The following is a 23,355-nucleotide window of genomic DNA, read 5'->3' on the forward strand; positions in this document are numbered from 1 at the left end:
ATTGGAAGATAATATTCAACAGCACGTTGATAAGCTTTTACAATATATGAGGGATGAGGCTTACAAACCTTTGACAGTTCAAGAACTAGAAGAGGCATTTGGAATTTCCGACTCCAGCGAGTTTAAGGAATTTGTAAAAGCGCTTGTTCAAATGGAGGAAAAAGGACTTGTTGTCCGTACGCGCAGTAACCGTTATGGATTGCCGCAAAAAATGAACCTTATTCGCGGTAAGCTCACAGGTCATGCAAAAGGTTTTGCGTTTGTGATACCAGATGAACCCGGTATGGATGATATTTTTATACCGCCAAATGAGCTGAATAATGCCATGCATGGTGATACCGTTCTTGCTCGAATTGCTTCCGAGACTTCCGGTCAGCGAAGAGAAGGAAGTATCATACGAATTTTAGAAAGAGGCGTCCAGCAAATTGTTGGTACCTATGTGGAAAGTAAAAGCTTTGGCTTTGTTATCCCGGATGATAAGAAATTTGCAAGTGATATCTTTATTCCAAAATCAGCCTCTAAAGGTGCAGTAGAAGGTCATAAAGTAGTTGTCAAGCTTACTACCTATCCAGAAGGACGTAAAAGTGCTGAAGGGGAGGTTATAACTGTACTTGGACATAAAAATGACCCGGGTGTGGATATTCTTTCTGTTATTCATAAGCATGGACTGCCAATGGCATTCCCAGACGAAGTTTTAAAGCAGGCAAATGAAACACCAGATACGATTGATGAAAGTGAATTGGCGAACCGCCGCGATCTTCGGAATGAAACGATTGTTACAATAGATGGAGCTGACGCGAAAGACCTTGATGACGCGGTAACGGTAACGAAGCTCGAAAATGGCAACTATAAGCTTGGCGTACATATTGCAGATGTCAGCTATTATGTAAAAGAAGGAACGCCAATCGATCTTGAGGCAGAGGAACGTGCCACAAGTGTTTATTTAGTCGACAGGGTCATTCCAATGATTCCACACCGTTTATCCAATGGAATCTGTTCACTTAATCCAAGAGTGGACCGTTTAGTTCTCTCCTGTGAAATGGAAATTAACAATGAAGGTCGAGTGGTTAACCATGAGATTTTTCAAAGTGTCATTAAAACTACTGAGAGAATGACGTATGCAGATGTAAATAAGATATTGGTTGATAAAGATGAAGAAACACGCAGCAGCTACGATTCACTTGTACCAATGTTTGAATTGATGGAAGAACTGGCTCAAATCTTGCGTGAGAAGAGAATGCAGCGTGGAGCGATTGATTTCGACTTCAAAGAATCAAAAGTCTTGGTTGATGAAGATAGTAAACCTACAGATGTTGTTCTCCGTGAGCGTTCTGTAGCGGAAAGATTAATTGAAGAGTTTATGCTTGCTGCTAATGAAACAGTTGCAGAGCATTTTCACTGGATGGAAGTACCATTTATTTATCGAATCCATGAAGATCCAAAAGAAGATAAGCTAAGAAGGTTTTTTGAATTTATCACCAACTTTGGCTACATTGTTAAAGGTACCGCGAATGATGTACATCCGAGGGCGTTGCAGGAAATTATCGAAGAGGTTCAAGGAAAGCCGGAAGAAATGGTCATATCGACCGTTATGCTTCGTTCCATGCAGCAGGCAAAATACGATCCTGAAAGCCTGGGTCACTTTGGATTATCAACAGAGTTTTATACTCATTTTACATCGCCAATACGACGGTATCCAGATACCATCGTACATCGACTAATCCGGACGTATTTAATTGAAGGAAAGCTGGATGAGACGACGAGAGAAAAATGGAATGCGCGATTGCCTGAAATTGCTCAGCATTCATCAAAGATGGAACGGCGTGCGGTTGATGCAGAGCGTGAAACGGATGAGCTTAAGAAGGCTGAATATATGGAAGATAAGATTGGTGAAGAGTATGATGGTATCATTAGCTCTGTAACCAATTTTGGGATGTTTGTCGAGCTTCCAAATACAATTGAAGGTCTCGTCCATGTAAGTTATTTAACAGATGATTACTACCGATTCGACGAACGTCATTTTGCGATGATTGGCGAGCGGACAGGTAATGTATTCCGAATTGGTGATGAAATTACCGTCAGAGTTGTAAAAGTTAACAAAGACGAGCGTTCCATCGACTTTGAAATCGTCGGAATGAAAGGTACACGCCGCGAGCGTTCAGAGACTCCGAGAGTGTTTAAAACAGGCAGCGATACGAAAAAGCCGCGTCGTAATAAACAAGAAGGCCGTGGCGGGCAAAAGTCAGAAGGAACTGGCCAGGGCTCAGGCACAAGAAAGAAAAAGAAGTTTTATGATAATGTACCTAAGAATAAAAGCACCAAGCGGAAAAACAAGAAAAGATAATTTAGAAGGGGGCCTTATAGAAGGTCCTCTTTCAATTGTTATGAATAGAGTTTTCTGCTAAAATAAACCCATAACGAGGTGAGAGACATGCCAAAAGGTGAAGGAAAAGTTGTTGCGCAAAATAAAAAAGCATACCATGATTACTTTATTGAAGAAACATATGAGGCTGGTATCGTTCTTCAAGGTACAGAAATCAAATCTATACGTGCCGGCAAAGTAAATTTAAAGGATTCTTATGCAAGAATTCACAACGGTGAAATGCATTTATTAAATATGCATGTAAGCCCATATGAACAAGGGAATCGCTATAATCATGACCCATTAAGACAAAGAAAGCTTTTGCTTCATAAGCGGGAAATTAATAAGCTTTTTGGTGAAACAAGGGAAGCTGGTTATGCACTGATTCCATTAAAGATTTATTTAAAAAATGGATTTGCAAAGGTTTTATTAGGGTTGGCAAAGGGTAAAAAGAATTATGATAAACGTGAAGTTCTGAAGCAAAAAGAGGCTAAGCGTGACATCGAGCGAGCATTCCGTGACCGTCAAAAAATATAATTACAAATACTTACAATTGAAAAATTCGCTCAGTGTGTTATAATAAGTTTGTCGCTGAGATACGCGACAGAAAACTTTTGCTCAAACTATTGTTGAGCATCCGAACGCTTGCTAGAATCTTTAACTAGATTTCAGCACATTTTATAATGGGGGCGCTAAGGATTCGACAGGGGTAGTTCGAGCTTGGGTTGCGAGTCGAGGGGATCGGCCTCGTTAAAACGTCAACGCCTATAACTGGCAAAACTAACAACAACCTAGCTTTCGCAGCTTAATAACTGCTTAGCTGTTCGCCCCTCCATCGCCTATGTGGTAGGGTAGCGGACTCACTCTTAGTAGGCTACGCCGGAGTCCACCGTCTGAGGGCGAAGGAAGAGAACAACCAGACTAGCTGACCGGCCGCCTGTCGATAGGCAAAAGGATCAGCGAAACGCCAATATGTCGACTACACTCGTAGAAGCTTAAGTGCCGTTATCTTTGGACGCGGGTTCGATTAGTAATTAGTCGCCTTATGTGGTAACACATAAGTGATAATTCGGCTTTATCGGTGAAACCTACGTCGCTTTAAAAAGGCGATAAGGCAATGCCGAGCGGTATGTGGAGTAATTCAACAGCCGTGTATCGACTTATAGGCTGCCATTTTAGAGTGGTAGTACTAGGATGCGAAATCCTGCCTGTTAAAGGTACAAATTATATTTCGCATAATACGCCGAAGGACCTGTAATTCCTACAGGTTCAAGATATAGTCAGTGCCATGACGAAAGCATGGAAACGCACGTCCCGCCGCTTCCACCATACATAAGGTGGATAACAAGGCTAGCAGAGATGCTAGTCTTTTTTATATTCTAAAAAAGGCTTCTTCAAAAGAAAGTTTTTTCTCTAGTGATTCCAAATATTACTTTCCGTTTCGAGGAGTAACCTCCTCATACTTTTTGAGAATCCATAGAGCTCGCTTCCTTTTTTTATCTACCCTTAGATAAGGGGAGATGAATCCTAGTAAAGATATAACAGCTTCTTTATTCTTTATATTTAATGTAAATGAATCCTTATGTTTGTTAGGGTTGTAATTCTTTTTATTATTTATTGTTCCTCCTGATAAGGACTGAAGATAAATTAATAGCTCTTTATCTGTTGAAGCAATGGATATGCAAGGCCGGCGATGTTCGCGTTCATGCATTCTAGTCAATGAAATAGATCCTTCTCCATCAATAATTCCTGCAATATAAGCAGCTTCCCAGATTTCCATTGCTATCCCTCCCAATTTAATTCGATAATTTAAAAACATATGTTCCTAAACTTATTGTATAATCATCTAGTTCTGTTTTCAAAATAACAATAAAAAGCTATCCTTTCAAAATGAGAGGATAGCTTTTTGGTATTGTATCTTTGAATATCTGTTCTGTTAAGGTGTTACTTTTTGAATTCGACCTTCTGCTGCTTTGTATTCAAATGGTGACGGAAGTGTTTTTACATATTCCACAGTTGCTTCTAAGTCTTCAGGTCCTACTTCTAAGCCGGTTGCTAAAGCACTAATCCCATAGCTGGCATTACCGAACATATAGTTGTTCATTACAACGGAGTATTCTTTAGCCGGATCAATCTTGCTGCCATCCGGTAAGAAAATGTCTACAACTTTACCAGTCTTGGTTACATCATCGTATGTGTAGGTGTATTTAAACCCTGCAATATGGAAATCAAGCCCGCGTGTTGTAATTTGATTATTTAACACTACTTCTAAATCAGCACCGCTTAGGTATGTCTTATTTAAAACATTCCCAAATGGTTGAATAGCAAATAAATCCCCGAAAGTTACTTCACCAGCATCGAGTTGAGAACGAACACCGCCGCCATTCATTAGGGCGAAATCTGTCTTCATAGCTGCTTTCATGCCATCAGCAATTAAGTTGCCAAGACCATTGTCAGCATACTCTCCAGCAGTTGACGGATATCCTTTAGCTAATGTAGTTGCAGAGTTACCAACTACTTCAGCTTTCATCGGCGCTACTAAATCTTCGTACTTTTTCATAATCGCTGAAACTTCAGGATCAGGAGTGTAATCTGATTGATATACGGTTACTACTTCTGCTTCTTTTTTGACAATATCTCCTGTTTCAGGATTAATTACTAAATCCACATCAGAGAATGCTGAACCATAAGAATACGCTTGAACAATTAACTTGTTATCTACTACTTTATCATTGTAAACATGGTTATGTGCAGCAAAGATAACATCTACTTCATCATCTACTTTTTCAGCAATTCTTGAAGCGTCAAATCCATCTGTGTAGCCTTCTTGACTTGTAGGATTATGCGCTAAAACAATAATTGCTTCAATCCCTTGTGCTTTTAACTCTTCTGTATACTTATTAATTGCAGTAGCTTCATCAGTAATTTGAAGATTTTCATTTCCTTTTGTTACAATCATTTCTGGGGTTTCTTGTGTTACGACACCGATAAATCCAATCTTTTGACCAGCAACTTCCTTAACCACGTATGGTACACCTGTAATTAATTCACCTGTTGATTTGTCAAAAGCGTTTGCTGCAATAACAGGGAAATCCATTCCGTCATAGCCTGAAGTGCCTTTTCCAAGCGGATGTTGACCACCACTGATCATACGGCGCAATTCGGTAATCCCTTCGTCAAATTCATGATTTCCAAGTGTACCGACATCCATGCCGATGGCTTCTAGGACTTCCACAGTCGGCTCATCCTGGAATAATGCTGACACTAGCGGGCTGCCGCCAATCATATCACCAGCATTAACAACAAGAGTATTTTCGTTTGTGGCTTCACGTTGCTTGATGGCTGCAGCTGTGTATTCCATACTGCCAGCCCATACATCTTGTCCATCTCTTTTTACTTTTGTGTCTGTATCCAGCTGACCGTGTAAGTCATTTAAGCCTAGTAGCTGAACATTAACAGGAGTAAAACCAATGTCTAATTTAAAAATTCCAAATCCAGAAGGATCAGTTTTACCGGTATAAGAAATGTTACTTCCTTCTTTAAGGTACTTTTCAGCTGCTGGTGATGTTGTAAATGTAACGTTCACATCACCAGGAATTGGAGCAATAGACCAGTTATTATCAGCTGTTGGAGTGATTTCTTTCATCTCCGTAATATAATCCATCAAAATTTGACGGTTTTCATCAGCAGAGTCAACCACTAATTCGCTTCCTTTTACACCAGGGAAGTTACCGCCGCCGCCTGCACGATAGTTATTGGTAACAACAATGAAGTCTTGATTTGGATCCACAGGTTGACCGTTATAAGTTAAGTTAACCACACGGCTTGAATCCGGGTTGATGATATTTCCAGCTGGGTCGTATTTTGCTGGAGTTGTAACATCTATTTGATATTGAACTCCATCAATAACATCAAAGTTATATACTTGGAACTTTGGATTTAATAACTCCTGTTCCTCCGTTTTATTAGGGTCGATTGTATTGAACTTCCCTGCAGTCATTTCAATCCACTCTTTTACAACAGAGCCTTTTACTTTAATCGCTTTCAATGTATTGTCGTACAAATATAAGTCTCCCGCACTGCGGATCGTTAAATCACCTGCTTTGATTTCTGTGTATTCTGCGACACCGTTACGGCCTGCTTTAAAAGGTGCCCCAACAGAAAGGATTGGCAGGTTCTGATATTCAGGCTTGCTTTGGGCAATGTATTTTTCTACATACCATTTTTGTGCATTTGTCACTACTTGGATGGAAGGATCATCTTGTACGAGTGAGAAATAGCTGTGTATGTCGTCAGTTGTTTTTCCGATAGGAGTATTTACATATTCCACCGTTGCTTCATGATCAGCTTTAACGGCATCGACGATGGATTGGACAGGTTTAACCGTAGAAATCTCACGTGTTAAAGATTGTGAGCTTACTACAGACCATTTGCCTTTTTCCTTTTTCAAAGAAAGGTCAATAATTCCTAAAGAACCGCCGCCGTAGCCTGCTTGTACTGCTGGAATTCCATTAATGGTTCCTTTCTCATTGTCCACACCTGGAAGCGGCTGACCATCAGCACCTTTAAATAAACCGTCAAGTGATTTAAGGTCTTTTGCAGGGAACAATTTATGGGTGTGCGAGAAGGTAATCGCGTCGATTCCTGGTACTTCACTTAAAGCGTAAATTACATCTTCTGAATTGTTTTTATTACCGCTAAATCCAGAGTGAGTCATGGCTACAATAACATCTGCACCTTCTTCTCTCATTTGCGGAATAAATTTCTTTGCTGTTGTAACAATGTCTTTTGTAATTACTTTCCCATCAAGATTCGTCTTGTCCCACTCGTTAATTTGAGGAGGAACGAAACCGATAAATCCAACTTTAATTACATGTTTTTTCCCTTGTTCATCGACCACTTTTTTGTTGATGATTTTATAGGGAGTAAAGTTATTTACATCATTATCAGGATTCGTATCATGGTCATCCACATAAACGTTTGCGTTGATAACAGGAAAATTGGCATCATCATATGCCTCATTTAGGAAATCAAGACCATAGTTAAACTCGTGGTTACCTAATGTAGCAATATCATAGTTCATTTGGTTCATCGCCTTAAATACTGGATGAACTTCTCCATCTTCAAGTGGATCAATTTTTGCCTTATATGTACCTAATGGAGTTCCTTGAATTAAGTCGCCATTATCAACTAGTACACTGTTTGCTACTTCAGAACGTGCTTCTTCCACAAGAGCCGCCGTACTTGCTAAGCCAACTTTTAGATACTCCGCATTTTTGTAATAATCATAGTTTAGTAGGTTTGTATGTATATCAGTTGTTTCCATAAGCCGAAGTTCTAAAATAGGGCTTTTTTCTGTTTTCGGTGCAGCTTTGACTTGAATTGATGAAAAGAATGGTGATGCCAAAAGTGTTACAGTTAGTGAGGATGATAAAATTTTCTTTGCACCACGATATTGGTTCTTCTTCAACATGTTCACCTTCCTAGTAAAATAGTTTTTTACTGCAAAAACAATCGCATATCCCATTAAAGAAAAAGTCCCAAAAAGCTGTGTGCGTATTTTAAAAATCGAAAAAGGAAAGTATCTTTGAATAGTTTTCTAATGAAACCTACTCTACCTTTTGCTAAATTTTCTATCTTTTCAGAGACATGCATAAATATAATAAAAAAATTCTCATAGTTTCGTAAGGGGAATAAGTCGTAGGACTATTGGAGGTTAAAATGAGGATTTAAATCGATGAATTTCCTCAAAACAAAAGCCATTCTTCTTCCTAGGATTAAGGGAAGAAAGAATGGCTTTTGTTTTAATGTGGCATATTGTTGTTCATATTCATATTATTATTTGGCATTTGTCCCATTGGCTGTCCCATCATTTGACCCTGCGCAGGTGCGAATGCATTTCTGTAAGTATTCATGTCCTGCTCAGCAAGCTGAGGCACCTGATAGTAATGGTGTTTATTTTGATAAATAGAGAGTTCATAGCCCATTTCTATGCAATTTGGTATGGAATCTGCAAGCACACGGCGAACAACTGGATTCGTTGTTTCTAGTGCTGCCATCGTTTTCATCGAAGCACCTGCTTTACAAGACGCCAGCATACAGTGAGAAATGTACTCATCATTAATTTCTGATACAGATTGCCAAGGTTTCTTTGGCTGGGTTGGCTTCATACCATAAATGAAGTCATTCCCTTGGTTCATCATATATTTTGAAGTAGGGTGCGATGGGTTTTGTCCCGTTTTAAAACATTCCACTGTGATGTTATATTCATCCTGCATAAATTTATATTGGCGATCAAGAATGTCCAATAATTCAGGGTCTTTTACATGTTGGCGTAATAGCATGTAGGAATTCATCGTACCAATTGCTGCACCTAATACTTCATTTAAATCAATTACCTCATGACCGCCATGATTAAGTTGTGGAGGTACATTCCCGGTATGCATGTTTTGGTGCATTTGTCCTTGTTGACCTTGTTGGTTTTGCATCATATTCTTCTCCTCCTAATTGATTGATAACAGCCATAGTTATTATGTTTCAATCGACCAGAGTTATTCAGATAAACCATTTGTTCAAAAGATTGTAATGTAATGGTTTTAGAAAAAACAAACCACGTCAATAATGAAAGGTAGTGAGTATAGGAGGTGCTTGAGAAGTGCAAGAAGAATTAAAGATTTTTTATCAGATATTTACGACAACCAAAGATGCAATTGAAAAATTTATGAACATGCTTGACCCAGTCATTCAAAATGCGGCAGATGAACATGAAAGACTTTACTATCACCATATTTATGAAGAAGAGGAACAGCGTCTATCCCGTTTAGTCGTACTGATCCCACTCATTCAAAAATTTCAACAAGCCAAAGATCAAAAAGAGTTTTCTCCAGCCAACAATGAATTCAATCGACTTTTACAGGAACTCAACCTTGAAAAGTTTGGTTTACATAATTTCGTCGAACACCTGGATTTAGCACTATTTCGCTTCACCGACGAAGAGCGAAGCAGTCTATTAAATAGTTTAAGGGAAGTATCATATAAAGATTATCAGCAGGTTAAACAAATGCTAATTGATATTAATGGTCGATTTGACACCAACTTTGTTGACCCACATGCCCATCATGATGAGCACCATGATCATTTAGACCGGTCACAAACAGTGACAGTTGTAACCCATGCTCCTCAGATTAAACAGAGAAGAGGATTTACGGTGGGAAGCTTAATCTAAGGAAAAGAGAGGATAGACCAATGAACAAATTACAATTATATCCGGATTCACCGTTATCGAGCCAAGAGTTTACGCAACTGGATCAAACAGTGATAGATGCTGCACGAAGACAGCTGGTGGGCCGCCGTTTTATTGAATTATATGGCCCGTTAGGACGTGGCGTACAAAGCATTTTTAATGACATTTTTTCAGAAAACTTAGAAGCAAAAATGGATTTTCAGGGATCCTTCGATACAGATATTGAAGCAAGTAAAAGGGTAAACTATACCATTCCATTGCTTTATAAAGACTTCGTGTTATACTGGCGTGATTTAGATCAGGCAAAGGTATTAGACATACCGATTGATTTTTCAGCGGCAGCGAATGCAGCCCGAGATGTTGCGATCCTAGAAGATCAGATGATCTTTCATGGAACCAGGGAATTTGATATTCCCGGTTTAATGAATGTACCTGGGCGTTTAACACATTTGATTGGTGAATGGTATGAATCCGGCAATGCTTTTCAGGATATCGTAGACGCAAGGAATAAACTTTTAGAAATGAATCACAATGGACCTTTCGCCCTTGTACTATCTCCGCAGCTATACTCACTTATTCATCGTGTCCACCGTGATACAAACGTATTAGAAATTGAACATATTCGAGAATTAGTAACGGATGGGGTGTTCCAATCACCTGTTTTAAAGGGAAGATCGGGTGTGTTGCTAAATACAGGGAAAAACAATCTCGATTTGGCTATCTCAGAAGACTTTGATACAGCATACTTGGGTGTAGAAGGGATGAATCATCCATTCCGTGTTTACGAAACGGTTGTTTTGCGAATTAAACGTCCTTCTGCCATTTGCACGTTAGAATCTATGGGGGATTAATGAATAATCGCGTATTCACTGTCGGGTCCCTGATTCCAGGCAGGTTGATTGTAAAACATCCAGCACCAGAACGGACCGAGAGAAAAATAAACAAGGCAGAAGGCATAATCGTTGAGCAAAACGGTAAAAAGATGGAAATTTACCCTGTTAAAGGAAAGTTATTGGATGCTGCATTGAGTCAAGGTAAGCCAATTCAATATAAATGCCGCAAAGGAACGTGCGGACAATGTACGGTTAAAGTAGTAAATGCTCCAGGATTATCCTTTCCAAACGGGCAGGAGAGGAAGAAGCTAAAGAATGAAATAACAAACGGGTATCGATTGGCTTGTCAGGCTGAAATACTATGAAACATTACGGTTAAAAGCAGGTTTCGCAGAATTATTCACGCTCAAAAAAACGAGGTCCATTTAACAGGACCTCGTTTTTTTTATGCTAATTTTATAATTTTGTCTTCCACTGGGAATGGAAGTGAAATATTGTGTTTGTTTAATTCTTTTATACTGATATCTTGAACCAGTCTCAATGCTTCTTTTTTAAAGGTCTTTGTTACGAATCCAGCGTTAACTTCACATAACTTTTGAAGGTATTGTAAGGTATCGCGGACCAGCATTTGCTTAATAAAAGTGTTATTCAGCTGGCAGATTAATTTATGCTCTAAGCCTTTAATGACAGCAATTTGGTCCACATGGACAATAATGTTTTGTCCTTCTCCATCGATAAAACCGACAGAAACAAATTGTCCTTTAGAGAAATCAACATTCGTAAACACTGGGTTAAGATAAGTTTCGCCAGAAGAAAGACGGATAGAATCTGCTTCTGCAGCACCACCGATTTTCCGTTGATTTGCAATAACCGTATGAATATCCTTTAACCCAAATAGCATGTTAAACATAATGATGATCCCCCATTTCCGAAGATGTTTATAGTGTTAATCTTATAGATAATGAGAATCATTGTCAATGGGATTTATGGTCAATTCTTGACGATAAAATGAACGCCAATTATAGGACTCCTTCTAAATGTTCGTTTCAAAGAGATAATGAAAGTATCTTTATATGTGCTAATGAGAGAATGCTAAGGAATGATAAACTGACAAGTATTGAGAAAGTAAGTCTTAACCATACTCTACGAATAAATGGAAAGAGAAAGGAAGCCAATAGACTAAACCAACTTATGACTGAAAAAATAATAAAGCCATCAAGCACGATATAAGATGGTTGTCCCCAATAAAATAATTCACCTAAAGTAATACTCAGCACAAGCGGAATGAAGAAATCCTGACTCTTGCTTAATACAGGGACACTCTCATTTTCGAGTGATTTTTTTGAGAACAGCGGATAAATAAAATAAGGCAGTACGAATCCAAATGCAACCCCAGTTATTAATCTCCGAGGATTATTGGATTCAAAGAGGTGTGTATACGACCCTAGACCGTCTATTATTAATGGCACAAGGAATAAAAGGAGGAAGAAGCTTATTTTAATAGAAGGTATCGTTACATTCTGTTTTCGTTTTGAAAAATGTAAATAAAAAAGTGTAGAAAAAATGCCTATATAAATCCCAGTATCTCTCGCGCAAACTGCCATGACCTCACCGGATACTTGTAGGGATCTCTCTTCTAATTGATGACAAATCGCCCTGCCGAAGAAATTAAAAAATTCATGAATCAACCAACTCACTCCTACAATAAAAAACCCAATTCTATTATTTGAACTGGGTTCTCATTAAATTAGTACGTCATAAAGGCAGGGATAATGGAAAGGGCTGACGCGGCAAACCAGCAAATACAACTAAGAACAATGGAAACAATACCAACGATTAAACAGGTTTTTCCGATAGCTTTTTTGTCTAAATCTTGATCATTCATCCAAACGATCCCCAGGATGATTCCCACAACAGGTATGATAAAGGACAAAATGTATAATAGTGCTTTTTGGCCTCCCGACAAATATATCCCCTCCGTTTAAAAAAATGCCACCCATAGTTATTTTCATACTCTTTGAATATGTATGATGAGAAGAGAGGGATATTGCCTGTCTCTTTATTAAATTTCCCTATAGGTTCCCATGTCTAAAGTCTGAATCTTTTTCTTAAAAGATTCAGACTTAAAAGTAACAATCATGTACATATTTGTTATAATAAAGTTATTACATAGTTCATCAGGACATAAAAAAATGGGGTTTGGTAAATTCATATGATAAATAAACTTATACAAAGCAGCGGTTTTAAAAGAATTTCGATTTTTGTCTTACTCGCATTAGTTCTATACGGACTAAAAGATATGATTAATTTAATTCTATTTACGTTTATTTTCACCTTTTTAATGGATCGGTTAGTAATATTCTTGAATAGAAAGATACCGCTTAATCGAAAAATACTTGTAATTGCGTCTTATACTACAATTGTCGGTCTTCTCTCTTATGGACTTGTGAAATATCTGCCAATGATTGTTGGTGAAATAACGGCACTCATAAAGCAAATAACAGCATTCTATACCCAAAAGCATGACAATATCATTTTAAATTATTTGGTTAGCAGACTTGAGGAAATTCAAATTTCGAATTATTTGGAGAGAGGCTTTACCTTTTTAATTGCCTATTTTACGGATATTAGTACCTTTGGCTTGCAAATTCTTATTGCTCTTTTAATGAGCTTATTTTATCTATTAGAGAAACCTCGTTTAATTGAATTTACGAAAAAATTTAAAACGAGTAAAATAGCTTCTATTTATGCAGAAATAGAATTCTTTTCCCTAAAATTCGTCGGTACCTTTGGAAAGGTAATCGAAGCGCAATTAATTATTGCTGTCGTTAACTGTATTCTAACAACTATTGCATTATGGATTTTTGGGTTTCCACAATTAGGTGGACTGTCGATCATGATTCTATTCCTGGGCTTGATTCCTGTGGCAGGGGTTATCATTTCCCTCATTCCACTTGTCATTATCGGGTATAGTATCGGCGGAATTATGACTGTTTTATATGTATTTATCGCCATAATGATTATCCATGCAATCGAAGCATATATTTTGAATCCGAATTTGATGTCGTCAAAAACAAATTTACCGGTCTTCTATACTTTCCTGGTATTAATCTTTTCTGAACATTTCTTCGGAGTTTGGGGTTTAATCATCGGTATTCCGGTCTTTGTTTTCATATTGGATGTTTTAGAAGTAACAGATCATAAGAAAGTGTAGAAGGTGATGTAATGAGCGAATGCAAACTTAATCATTCACAGGAAGATGTAAGGAATAAGTATGAATCACAAGAGGCATTTCTTCCGGATGACATGAAGCCATTATTTGAACAATTCTTCTCCAAAGAACATACACAAGACCTATTAAATGAAGTGTTTCATCTGTTAAAAAAATATGACCTAGCTTCAGAAGAAGACAGAATTGAGAGAAGTAACCGTTTATATATGGTATTGAAAAACGTTTAACTCTCAAACCTCCAGCAATGGGGGTTTTTGTTTTGGGAAAATCTTTCTTAATAGGAAATTGGCTATGTCATGAAAATTACCTTTTTTGAAAATAGTAAAGATAACTATAAATAAAGGAGAAAGAAGGGATATAATGGGAGAATTATTTAGACTATTAAGAAAAGGTAACAAGTCTGCATTAATTGCAGCCATCGTTAACACAATTATCTCCATCGCTAAAGGTATTGCTTATATGTTTACCGGAAACGTTGCGATGTTTGCGGAAACGATGCATAGTCTAGGGGATGCTGCAAACCAGTTTTTTGTGTTTATTGGTTCAGCACTTAGCAAGAAATCGCCAACAAATCGCTTCCCAAATGGATTTGGTCGATTGGTAAACTTAGTGCTATTGGGAGCAGTATTAATTGTAGGTATTATGGCGTTTGAGACAATCCAAGAAGGATATCATCATATTCTACATCCGACTGAATCCGAAGGGTTTTTAATTAATATCGGCGTACTCGCATTTGCCCTCATACTTGAAATGTACGTTCTTTATAAAGCCATGAAGGAAATCATGCATGAAGTTGGTGAACCAGCAAGCGGTCCAGGTGTGTTGTTTAAGAGTTTTGCCCATCTCGGCAGAGCTAAGCCAGCAACAAAGCTTGTGTTCATGGAAGATTTAGTCGCGACAAGCGGTGGCTTAATCGCTATTATCGCTGTCGTGATTTCCCATTTTACTTCTATCCACTGGATTGAAGGAGCTGCTTCCATTCTCATTGGTTTAATGATGTTCTTCGTTGTCGGCAGAGTCTTTTTGGATAATGCAGCAGGTGTCCTTGGCAGGGCAGATGAAGAGATGGAAGAGAAGATTGGTCAATTAGTGATGTCTGACCCTGATGTTAAAGATATCCAAGACCTTGCAGTCATTAAGGAAGGGGAAGACTTACATGTTGAATTGGAAATCGAGATTGATCCTAGTCTTACAATAGCCGCAGCAGATGATATTAAAGACCGTTTACAAGAGAAGATCATGGCAGAAAAAGGCGTCGCTGATGTCACGATTGAGTTTGACGAAGAAGATGGAGTAAAGTTGTGGAAAAGTGATCCAATGGTAAAAAAATAAAGATAGGCTAGCTAAACGCCTATCTTTATTCCCAAGGTTTTTCAGTTGTAAAGTAACTCGCAAGTTCTTTACTGTTTTTTCGATGTTCTTTCCGTTTTTCAGCTCGATCCTTGCCTGTTTCAAACAGCTTTTTTTCTTCTTGCGTTTCAGGAACAATCCCAGGAACCTTTGTTGGTTTTCCACTTTCATCCAAAGCGACAAAGGTTAGAAAAGCGGTAGCAGCGATTTTTCGATTACCCGTTATTAGATTTTCTGCAATCACCTTGACGAAAACCTCCATTGAACTGGTTCCGGTATATGTAACGAAAGATTCAATACATATAGAGTCCTGTTGGGTGATCGGACTTAAAAAATCAACAGAGTCTGTTGAGGCGGTAACCACTTCTTTTCTAGCATGCCGTACAGCCGAAATGGAGGCAATCATGTCCATGTCACTCATTAACTTGCCCCCAAATAAGGTGTTATGATTGTTTACATCATTCGGGAAAATTCGGCCGGTTCTAACTACTCTTGATTCATTACATGTTTTTGCGTCCATTTTCTTCCTCCATACCTGGGATAAATCTATTTTAAACTAGAATTATAGTCCATAATCATTTAAAAGGAAAAGAATAGAGTTCAGAATTTAGGCAAACAATATGCAATTATGATAAATTACATTTATATATACATAGAATGGAGGTTCAACATATGCAAAGCTCAATTATGCAGGCTTTAAATGTGAAATCCGAGATTAATCCTAAGGAAGAGATCCGAAATAGAATTGACTTCTTAAAAAACTACTTGTTAAAAACAAAGGCAAAAGGGTACGTACTGGGAATTAGCGGAGGGCAGGACTCCACGCTAGCGGGCAGACTTGTCCAATTGGCAGTCGAAGAATTTCGTCAAGAAGGAAATGATGCATTATTTATTGCTGTTCGTTTACCTTATGGGGTTCAGCAGGATGAAGCAGACGCAGTCCGTGCGATGAATTTCATCCGAGCAGATCGTGAGTATTCCTTTAACATAAAAGGTGCGGTCGATGGTGTAGAAGCAGAATATAATGCGGTTACGAGTGGAGAGCCATTAAGTGATTACCATAAAGGAAACGTAAAGGCGAGAATGAGAATGATTGCGCAATATGCCTTTGGCGGTATGGAAGGTCTGCTTGTTATCGGTACAGACCATGCGGCAGAGGCGGTTACAGGATTCTATACTAAATATGGCGATGGTGGAGCAGATGTCCTGCCGTTAAGCGGACTAACAAAACGTCAAGGTAAAGCTTTGCTAAAGGAGCTTGGTGCAGAAGAACAGCTTTATTTAAAAGTACCCACTGCCGATTTACTTGATAAGACGCCAGGTCAAGCAGACGAGACAGAATTAGGGATAACTTACGATGACATCGATGATTACTTAGAAGGGAAACCTGTTTCAAAAGAAATTGCAGAGAAAATAGAACAACGTTATCAGGCTACAGAACATAAACGCCAGCTGCCAGCAACCATGTTTGATCACTGGTGGAAGTAAGAGAAGGGATGATACCCTTCTCAGGCTGTCGAGAAAATCTCGACAGCTATTATTTTTTGTAATTACTTTAATGATTCACCGCGTTAATATGCTATAATATACATATAAATAACAGGACGGTGGATAGAATGTATAAGCCAAAAAGAGAAATACAAAACGAAGCTGAATTTGTTTTTATTGATGATTTAGTACCGCAAGATCACCTATTAAGGAAGGTGGACAAGTATATTGATTTTTCTTTTATTGGTGAGAAGGTCCGTCCTTTTTATTCAGAAAATAACGGGCGTCCTTCGGACCCTATACAGCTCTTTAAGATGATGTTTATCGGATATTTTTATGGCATTCGTTCTGAACGACAATTAGAGCGTGAAATTCAGACGAATGTGGCCTATCGATGGTTCTTAGGATTAAAGCTAAACGATACAGTTCCCCATCATTCCACCATTAGTTGGAATCGGCGAACCCGTTTTAAAGATACAAATATATTTCAGGAAATTTTTGATGAGATTGTCTTCAAAGCAATTAACCACAAGATGGTTGGAGGAAGAGTTTTATTTTCCGATTCCACACACCTTAAAGCGAATGCAAACAAACATAAATTCTCTAGAGTTGAAGTGGAAGTTGAAACACGTGAATATGTAGAAGATTTAAACAAAGCTATTGAGGAAGACAGGAGAGATCATGGAAAAAAGCCTTTAAAGGAAAAGGAGGAGGTGACCGAGAAAAAGGAAATACGACTGAGCACAACTGATCCTGAATGCGGGTTTATGTCACGAGAGAATAAACAGGAGATGTTCTGTTATCTTGATCATCGAACTACCGACATGAAGTTCAACATCATAACTGATGCGTATGTTACACCAGGAAATGTTCACGATTCTGTCCCCTATCTTTCACGGTTAGACCGTCAGGTCGAACGTTTTGGATTTAAAGTAGAAGCTGTGGCACTTGATTCGGGTTACCTGACAAATCCGATTTGTAAAGGACTTAATGAACGCAATATTTTTGGAGTTATCGCTCACAGAAGATATCAATCAACAAAAGGGTTATTTCCTAAATGGAAGTTTACATATGACAAAGATAGAGATTTGTATGTTTGTCCAAATGGTCAGGAGTTACAATATCGTACAACTACAAGAGAAGGTTATCGGGAATATAAGTCAGATCCTAAAAAGTGTACTAACTGCCCACTCCTGCCTGAGTGTACAAAATCTCAAAATAAAACAAAAGTAGTTACCAGACATGTTTGGGAGGAACATAAGGAAAAGGTTCGACTTAACAGACTTTCAAAGTCAGGTAAAATACTATATAAATTTAGAAAAGAAAAAGTAGAGCGAAGCTTCGCAGATTCAAAAGAACTGCATGGGCTTCGCTATTGTAGGTTACGGGGATTGCAAAATGCGAGTGAGCAAGTGTTACTTACCGCAGCATGCCAAAACATGAAAAAGATTGCCACGCACTTAGCCAGGTTTGAAAAAGTGTGTGGCAATCTCCAGGTTCATTCCCCCTGTTGATTGGAGCGGAAGGTGCGAAGACTCCTGCGGGAGTACGGGGCTGGGGAGACCCCGCAGGCGCTTAAGCGCTGAGGAGGCTCCCCGGCACGCCCGCGGAAAGCGAAGCAACTGGAGCGGAAATCAACAGGCCTTTGGGCAGGCCAGAAAAATAAAAATTGCCGAGAAAGATACCTTTCTCGACAATCTGAGAAGGGATGATACCCTTCTTTTTTATTTTAATAATTCATAAAAATGATATAATTTCTCCGATTATTTGGCAGGCAGGTTTTATAATTAAAGATAAACCAGATGTCAAAAGGATGTGGAGAATATGAAAGCAAAAATGATAGAAAGAATGGGTTGGAATACGTTTGTTAAAGAAGCAAGGCAGCCAGTTTATTTGTACAGCAATAGATGGTGAATTACTGCAAAGAATTAGTGATGATCAGGAGGAAATCACGAAAAGACCAATATCCGAAGTCCTTCCTGCCTTCGGTGCCTCTATGAATGATAATTGCCAACTAACGAAGAAACTTCAAGATGGTCTCACCTTTGAAATGGTTTGTCAGGAAAAAGTTCTGTTAATTTCCATAAAACCGTCTGTTGACGAATTTGGTCAGGATGTTATACTAGGAACGGCAATGGACATGACGGGAGTATTTCCCCTCAGGGTCAATCAAAAGCAAAACCTACCAGAAGAAAATATAAATTTCAAAATAGTAATGTAATCAACGCAAAGGATTACCTTGCTATTTTTTTATATTAAATACTATTGTGTGATATATTTTTCCATTGACTGTGTTGATTGTGGCTCGTATTATTATTACGTTAATATAATAATTATTCGTTCAATCCGCATTACTCGCTAGGAGGTTACATCGTGGGGAATTCAAATAAATTAGGTTTTTGGATATTAACGGCACTAGTCGTTGGAAATATGGTCGGTTCAGGTATTTTTATGCTTCCACGCTCATTATCCGAGGCAGCAAGCCCGGGTGGAGTTATTTTAGCATGGCTTCTTACTGGAATTGGTGTACTAATGATTGCACTTGTTTTCGGTAACTTGGCTATTCGCAAACCGAATTTAACAGGCGGCCCGCAAATTTATGCGAAGGAGCTTTTTAAACCAGGTTCGGGGGCATCGATACTTTCAGGCTTTATGGCATCATGGGGTTACTGGATTGGGAATGTTGCTGGTAATGTTGCGATTATTACAACGTTTGCCGGGTACTTATCAACCTTTTTTCCTATCTTAACTAGTCAGGCTAATTGGTTTACAATTGGCGGTTTTACGCTGAAAGTTGGTAATGGTTTAACCTTTATTGTTTGTTCTGTTCTATTATGGGGTACACATTTTATTATTTTACGCGGCTTAGAAAGTGCTGGGAAATTAAATCTAGCTGCGACAGCTGCAAAAGTGGCAGGATTTTTACTATTTATCGTTGTTGGACTATTTGCCTTTGATAAGACTAATATTCTGCCAATGGTTGACACGAGGATCAGTGATTCAGGCCAAACATTTGGTTTAATGTCACAAGTTAACAATGCAGCATTAGTGACACTATGGGCATTCTGTGGATTAGAATCTGCTGTTGTGTTTGCGTCCCGTGCAAAGAGGAAAATCGATGTAAAACGTGCCACCATTGTCGGTCTATTCATCGCTCTAGGTATTTATATTGGGATTAGTACACTCGTAATGGGGATGTTGGACCAACATACACTTATAAATTCCGAAAAGCCATTAATTGACGCCATTCAAACTGTAATGGGACCGATGGGTGGAAAAGTGTTAGCAGCCATTGGCTTAGTCAGCTTATTTGGTTCCACGATTGGCTGGGTCATGTTAAGTGCTGAAGTACCTTATCAAGCTGCAAAGCAAGGATTATTTCTTCCTGCTTTCTTAAAAGAAAACAAAAAAGGTCTGCCGATCTTTTCGCTTATTTTAACAAATGGGATCGCACAAATCTTTATCTTTTCAACTGTATCGAAGTCAATTTCGGGAGCTTTTGATTTTATTATTATCATTGCAACGTTAGCCTATTTAGTACCGTATTTTATCGCCTCAGTATATCAGTTAAAATTAGTTATTAAAGGTGATTCCTACAACAATTCAAAGTCAAGAATGATAGATGGTGTCATTGCAATTGTTGCGACCACCTATTCGGGATGGGTCATTATATCAGGAACTGCTGACCTAAAGACCTTTATATTAGGAATTGTGCTTTTATCCAGCGGGGTATTCTTTTATGGTCCGCTTAAGAAAAAGCAGGCTGCAGAGCAAGAACGAAAAGAATTATTGTCAGCTTAATAAAAAATAAAAAACACCTGTCTTTCTGGCAGGTGTTTTACATTTTTATGAATCTTATGGGAACGATAACATTATATTGTATTTGCTTCTCCAAGAAATAATATAGGAGGTAACCGTTATGAAGAAACTCACGTTTATTTTTGTCCTTTTATTCAGTACTCTATTGATTCTTTCCGCATGCGGTAAAGATGATAAAGCAAAGGAAGATAAAAAGGAAGAAACTAAGACCGCAGAAAAGACGGAGGATCAAGATTTATTAGCTAAAGTTAAGGATGATGGGAAGTTGTTAATTGGGACAGAAGGTACATATGCTCCATTTACTTTTCATGATGAGAGTGGAAATCTAACCGGATTTGATGTTGAGATTGCGACAGAGGTTGCAAAACGTTTAGGGGTAAAACCTGAGTTCAAAGAAACACAGTGGGATGCTATTTTTGCGGGACTCGATGCAAAGCGGTTTGATATGATTGCGAACCAGGTTGGAATCCGCCCTGACCGCCAGGAAAAATACGATTTTTCCGATCCATATATTACTTCTGCGGCCGTACTGATTGTGCATAAGGACAATAATGAAGTAAAGACTTTTGAGGACATCAAAGGCTTAAATGCTGCTCAGTCGCTGACAAGCAACTATGGAGATTTGGCCAAAAAATATGGTGCCAATTTAGTTAGCGTGGAAGGCTTTACTCAGTCTGTTGAACTACTTGCTTCTAAACGTGTTGACGTAACAATCAACGATCGAATATCGTTTTTAGATTATACAAAACAAAGACCAGAGGCGCCAATAAAAATTGCTGCAACAAGTGAAGATGCATCCGCTAGCGGGCTTATGTTTAGAAAAGGAAGCGATAAGCTCGTAGCTGAGGTCAATAAAGCCCTATCAGAAATGGTTGAAGACGGCACATACAAAAAAATCTCAGAGAAATGGTTTGGTGAAGATGTACTTAAATAGTATTTTTACTGACCCGGAGCGAACAGCACGATTGATGGATATAGCTCAAAGTTCCTTTCTGCCCCTTCTGAAAGGGGCTATTTTTTATACAATTCCGTTAACCATCATTACGTTTATTGTTGGTTTGATATTAGCGATTTTAACGGCGCTGGCTCGTATCTCTCATGTGAAGGTCTTTCAGATGATTGCAAGAGTCTATGTTTCAGCGATTCGTGGAACACCGTTATTAGTACAGCTTTTTATTATTTTTTATGGTCTTCCGAATATCGGGATCATTATCGATTCCTATATAGCGGCTGTAATTGGGTTTTCTCTGAGTGTCGGTGCGTATACTTCTGAAATTATTCGCGCTGCAATTCTTTCTACCCCTAAAGGGCAGTGGGAGGCAGGCTATTCCATTGGAATGAGTTATTCCCAAGTATTGAGAAGGATTATCCTGCCTCAGGCAGCAAGAGTTTCGATTCCTCCACTTTCAAATTCATTTATTAGTCTCGTGAAGGACACTTCCCTTGCTTCCCTAGTGCTTGTATCCGAGATGTTTCGCAAGGCCCAAGAAATAGCAGCAAGCAATTATGAATTTTTATTAGTGTATTCTGAGGCGGCGCTGATTTATTGGGTTATTTGCTTTATCCTTTCCATTATCCAGCAAGTATTTGAAAAGAAACTCGACCGATACGTGTAATAGAAGGGAGGCTAATTTACGATGATTTCCATTCAAGGATTGTATAAGCAATTCGGTAAGTTAGAGGTTCTAAAAGGGATAGACTTAGAGGTGGAAAAAGGGAATGTAGTAGTTATTATTGGGCCTTCTGGCTCTGGGAAAACCACCATGCTTCGCTGCTTAAATGTATTAGAAACACCAACTAAAGGTATCATTTCGATTGAGGGAAACACTCTTGATTTCTCAGGCACTGTACCGAAAAAAAACATTGCCTCCTTTCGTCGCTTAACAGGAATGGTTTTTCAAAGCTATAACTTATTCCCTCATAAAACCGCTCTAGAAAATGTGATGGAGGGACCGGTAATTGTAAAAAATGAGAATAAAGATCATGCCCGAAAAAAGGCGCAAGCCTTATTAGAAAAAGTGGGGCTGGGAGATAAAATAGATTTTTACCCTGCACAGCTCTCAGGCGGCCAGCAGCAAAGGGTGGGCATAGCCAGGGCGTTAGCAATGGAGCCAAAAGTAATGCTATTTGATGAACCGACGTCAGCTCTCGATCCTGAGTTAGTGGGTGAGGTTTTAAAAGTGATGAAGGACCTCGTAAACGAAGGGATGACAATGATTGTCGTTACACACGAAATGCGCTTCGCAAGAGAGGCTGCAGATGAGGTTATTTTTATGGATCAAGGTGTCGTGGTAGAAAGGAACAAACCGGAAATTATCTTTACCAATCCAAAAGAAGACCGAACAAGGAAGTTCTTAAATATGATTCAGTAAGTGCTATGGCAAGAGTCATAGCACCTTTTTTATTATTTAGGTAAAATTTAGTTAAAAAGTGAAACTTTTCCAATTCCTAACCGTATTAAAGTTACATACATAACGAAGGGAGTGGTGCCGATGGAAGTATTCAACCTGCCATTAGAAACAATTTATTTATATGGATTAATTGGTTCAGGTATTTTGACCATTTTGTATGTTTTCTTTGCAGATGTTGTTCATTTTGACGGACCAGATTTTCTTAATCCGGTGGTTATCCTGGCTTTTGTAACCCTTTTTTCAGCAAGTGGGTATTTATTTGAAAAACTTTCTGCGTTTCATTATTTGTTAATCGTAGGAATATCAGCCATTATAGCTTTAATCCTTGTTACTTTTTTAAATGTATTTGTTCTCATTCCGTTGTCGAATGCCGAAGAGTCTTTAGTTTATAAAGAATCTGATTTGCGTGGCAGAATCGGTGCTGTAATTACAGCTATTCCGGCAGATGGATATGGTGAGGTAATGATTGAAAGCATTAGCGGCAGAATTGCAAAACCAGCGACAAGCTTTGATCGTGTACCGATTAACAATGGCACGAAGGTGCTTGTCGTTGATATAAAAGATGGGGTCCTTCAAGTATCGTCCCATCAAGAGATAGAGAATTATTTACTATAGGG

At 38.6% G+C, this 23,355-nt stretch carries 23 protein-coding genes and 1 other RNA gene; 17 read left to right on the plus strand and 7 right to left on the minus strand.

All coding sequences use genetic code 11. From position 1 onward, the window contains the following. The first annotated feature begins 1 nt into the window (after window position 1). The 3 genes from rnr (at window position 2) to ssrA (ending at window position 3,392) form a co-directional block, all read left to right on the plus strand. Complete coding sequence (gene rnr / locus QFZ31_RS25465) at window positions 2-2,344, plus strand: ribonuclease R (RefSeq protein ID WP_307308432.1); 2,343 nt, start codon at window positions 2-4, stop codon at window positions 2,342-2,344. Between the two features lie 87 nt (window positions 2,345-2,431). Further along, window positions 2,432-2,899: an SsrA-binding protein SmpB gene (gene smpB / locus QFZ31_RS25470; protein WP_283862093.1), complete on the plus strand. Its 468-nt coding sequence runs from the start codon at window positions 2,432-2,434 to the stop codon at window positions 2,897-2,899. 156 nt (window positions 2,900-3,055) lie between these two features. Next, window positions 3,056-3,392: a transfer-messenger RNA gene (gene ssrA / locus QFZ31_RS25475) on the plus strand. A 399-nt stretch (window positions 3,393-3,791) separates the two neighbouring features. Here ssrA and QFZ31_RS25480 read toward each other — a convergent pair. The 3 genes from QFZ31_RS25480 to QFZ31_RS25490 all read right to left on the minus strand — a co-directional run bounded on the left by QFZ31_RS25480 (window position 3,792) and on the right by QFZ31_RS25490 (window position 8,853). Beyond that, window positions 3,792-4,142: an LAGLIDADG family homing endonuclease gene (locus QFZ31_RS25480; protein ID WP_307308433.1), complete on the minus strand. Its 351-nt coding sequence runs from the start codon at window positions 4,140-4,142 to the stop codon at window positions 3,792-3,794. 156 nt (window positions 4,143-4,298) lie between these two features. Further along, window positions 4,299-7,832 (minus strand): bifunctional 2',3'-cyclic-nucleotide 2'-phosphodiesterase/3'-nucleotidase, encoded by a 3,534-nt coding sequence (locus tag QFZ31_RS25485; protein ID WP_373459937.1) that lies wholly within the window; start codon window positions 7,830-7,832, stop codon window positions 4,299-4,301. A 334-nt stretch (window positions 7,833-8,166) separates the two neighbouring features. Continuing rightward, the gene (locus QFZ31_RS25490) at window positions 8,167-8,853 is read right to left on the minus strand and encodes a spore coat protein (protein WP_307308439.1); all 687 of its coding nucleotides are present in this window, start codon (window positions 8,851-8,853) and stop codon (window positions 8,167-8,169) included. Between the two features lie 164 nt (window positions 8,854-9,017). Between QFZ31_RS25490 and QFZ31_RS25495 the strand changes: the two genes are divergently transcribed. Genes QFZ31_RS25495 through QFZ31_RS25505 form a run of 3 tightly spaced genes read left to right on the plus strand, consistent with a single transcriptional unit; the run spans window position 9,018 to window position 10,803 of the window. Further along, a complete protein-coding gene (locus QFZ31_RS25495; RefSeq protein WP_307308441.1) occupies window positions 9,018-9,587 on the plus strand; it encodes an IMEF encapsulin system ferritin-like cargo protein in 570 nt (189 codons plus the stop codon). A 20-nt stretch (window positions 9,588-9,607) separates the two neighbouring features. Next, a complete protein-coding gene (locus QFZ31_RS25500; protein WP_306076029.1) occupies window positions 9,608-10,456 on the plus strand; it encodes a family 1 encapsulin nanocompartment shell protein in 849 nt (282 codons plus the stop codon). Beyond that, window positions 10,456-10,803, plus strand: coding sequence for a 2Fe-2S iron-sulfur cluster-binding protein (locus QFZ31_RS25505; protein ID WP_307308446.1), 348 nt, complete (start codon window positions 10,456-10,458; stop codon window positions 10,801-10,803). Before QFZ31_RS25500 ends, QFZ31_RS25505 begins: the two co-directional genes overlap by 1 nt. Window positions 10,804-10,883: 80 nt before the next feature. Here QFZ31_RS25505 and QFZ31_RS25510 read toward each other — a convergent pair whose 3' ends face one another. From QFZ31_RS25510 to QFZ31_RS25520, 3 genes are all read right to left on the minus strand, one after another. Beyond that, window positions 10,884-11,348 carry a hypothetical protein gene (locus QFZ31_RS25510; RefSeq protein WP_307308448.1) on the minus strand — a complete coding sequence of 155 codons (465 nt, stop codon included), beginning with the start codon at window positions 11,346-11,348 and terminating at the stop codon, window positions 10,884-10,886. A 136-nt stretch (window positions 11,349-11,484) separates the two neighbouring features. Continuing rightward, entirely contained in the window at window positions 11,485-12,126 is a 642-nt protein-coding gene (locus QFZ31_RS25515; protein ID WP_307308450.1) for a DUF2085 domain-containing protein, read from the minus strand. Window positions 12,127-12,185: 59 nt separating this feature from the next. Then, the gene (locus QFZ31_RS25520; RefSeq protein WP_307308452.1) at window positions 12,186-12,404 is read right to left on the minus strand and encodes a hypothetical protein; all 219 of its coding nucleotides are present in this window, start codon (window positions 12,402-12,404) and stop codon (window positions 12,186-12,188) included. A gap of 240 nt (window positions 12,405-12,644) precedes the next feature. Here QFZ31_RS25520 and QFZ31_RS25525 point away from each other — a divergent pair, with 240 nt between their 5' ends. The 3 genes from QFZ31_RS25525 to QFZ31_RS25535 all read left to right on the plus strand — a co-directional run bounded on the left by QFZ31_RS25525 (window position 12,645) and on the right by QFZ31_RS25535 (window position 15,002). Beyond that, on the plus strand, window positions 12,645-13,652 hold the full coding sequence (locus QFZ31_RS25525; protein WP_373459938.1) for an AI-2E family transporter: 1,008 nt from the start codon (window positions 12,645-12,647) through the stop codon (window positions 13,650-13,652). Between the two features lie 11 nt (window positions 13,653-13,663). Beyond that, on the plus strand, window positions 13,664-13,897 hold the full coding sequence (locus tag QFZ31_RS25530) for a hypothetical protein (protein ID WP_307308457.1): 234 nt from the start codon (window positions 13,664-13,666) through the stop codon (window positions 13,895-13,897). A 133-nt stretch (window positions 13,898-14,030) separates the two neighbouring features. Continuing rightward, entirely contained in the window at window positions 14,031-15,002 is a 972-nt protein-coding gene (locus QFZ31_RS25535; RefSeq protein WP_307308460.1) for a cation diffusion facilitator family transporter, read from the plus strand. A gap of 25 nt (window positions 15,003-15,027) precedes the next feature. Here the strand turns inward: QFZ31_RS25535 and QFZ31_RS25540 are convergent, their stop codons facing one another. Beyond that, a complete protein-coding gene (locus QFZ31_RS25540) occupies window positions 15,028-15,540 on the minus strand; it encodes an acyl-CoA thioesterase (protein WP_307308463.1) in 513 nt (170 codons plus the stop codon). 152 nt (window positions 15,541-15,692) lie between these two features. Here QFZ31_RS25540 and nadE point away from each other — a divergent pair, with 152 nt between their 5' ends. From nadE to QFZ31_RS25580, 8 genes are all read left to right on the plus strand, one after another. Beyond that, the gene (gene nadE, locus QFZ31_RS25545) at window positions 15,693-16,508 is read left to right on the plus strand and encodes an ammonia-dependent NAD(+) synthetase (protein ID WP_307308466.1); all 816 of its coding nucleotides are present in this window, start codon (window positions 15,693-15,695) and stop codon (window positions 16,506-16,508) included. Between the two features lie 128 nt (window positions 16,509-16,636). Beyond that, window positions 16,637-18,022 (plus strand): IS1182 family transposase, encoded by a 1,386-nt coding sequence (locus QFZ31_RS25550; protein WP_307301853.1) that lies wholly within the window; start codon window positions 16,637-16,639, stop codon window positions 18,020-18,022. Window positions 18,023-18,372: 350 nt separating this feature from the next. Next, window positions 18,373-18,729 (plus strand): hypothetical protein, encoded by a 357-nt coding sequence (locus QFZ31_RS25555; protein ID WP_307308469.1) that lies wholly within the window; start codon window positions 18,373-18,375, stop codon window positions 18,727-18,729. A 152-nt stretch (window positions 18,730-18,881) separates the two neighbouring features. Further along, a complete protein-coding gene (locus tag QFZ31_RS25560; protein WP_307308472.1) occupies window positions 18,882-20,309 on the plus strand; it encodes an amino acid permease in 1,428 nt (475 codons plus the stop codon). 118 nt (window positions 20,310-20,427) lie between these two features. Beyond that, window positions 20,428-21,261, plus strand: coding sequence for an amino acid ABC transporter substrate-binding protein (locus QFZ31_RS25565; protein WP_307308475.1), 834 nt, complete (start codon window positions 20,428-20,430; stop codon window positions 21,259-21,261). Next, window positions 21,248-21,943, plus strand: a complete 696-nt coding sequence (locus QFZ31_RS25570) for an amino acid ABC transporter permease (RefSeq protein ID WP_307308478.1) — start codon at window positions 21,248-21,250, stop codon at window positions 21,941-21,943. Before QFZ31_RS25565 ends, QFZ31_RS25570 begins: the two co-directional genes overlap by 14 nt. Before the next feature lie 21 nt (window positions 21,944-21,964). Further along, the gene (locus tag QFZ31_RS25575) at window positions 21,965-22,699 is read left to right on the plus strand and encodes an amino acid ABC transporter ATP-binding protein (RefSeq protein WP_307308481.1); all 735 of its coding nucleotides are present in this window, start codon (window positions 21,965-21,967) and stop codon (window positions 22,697-22,699) included. A gap of 120 nt (window positions 22,700-22,819) precedes the next feature. After that, on the plus strand, window positions 22,820-23,353 hold the full coding sequence (locus QFZ31_RS25580; RefSeq protein ID WP_307308483.1) for a hypothetical protein: 534 nt from the start codon (window positions 22,820-22,822) through the stop codon (window positions 23,351-23,353). Window positions 23,354-23,355: the final 2 nt, after the last annotated feature.

It is taken from the genome of Neobacillus niacini (genome assembly GCF_030817595.1).
GTDB lineage: Bacteria > Bacillota > Bacilli > Bacillales > Cytobacillaceae > Neobacillus > Neobacillus niacini_G.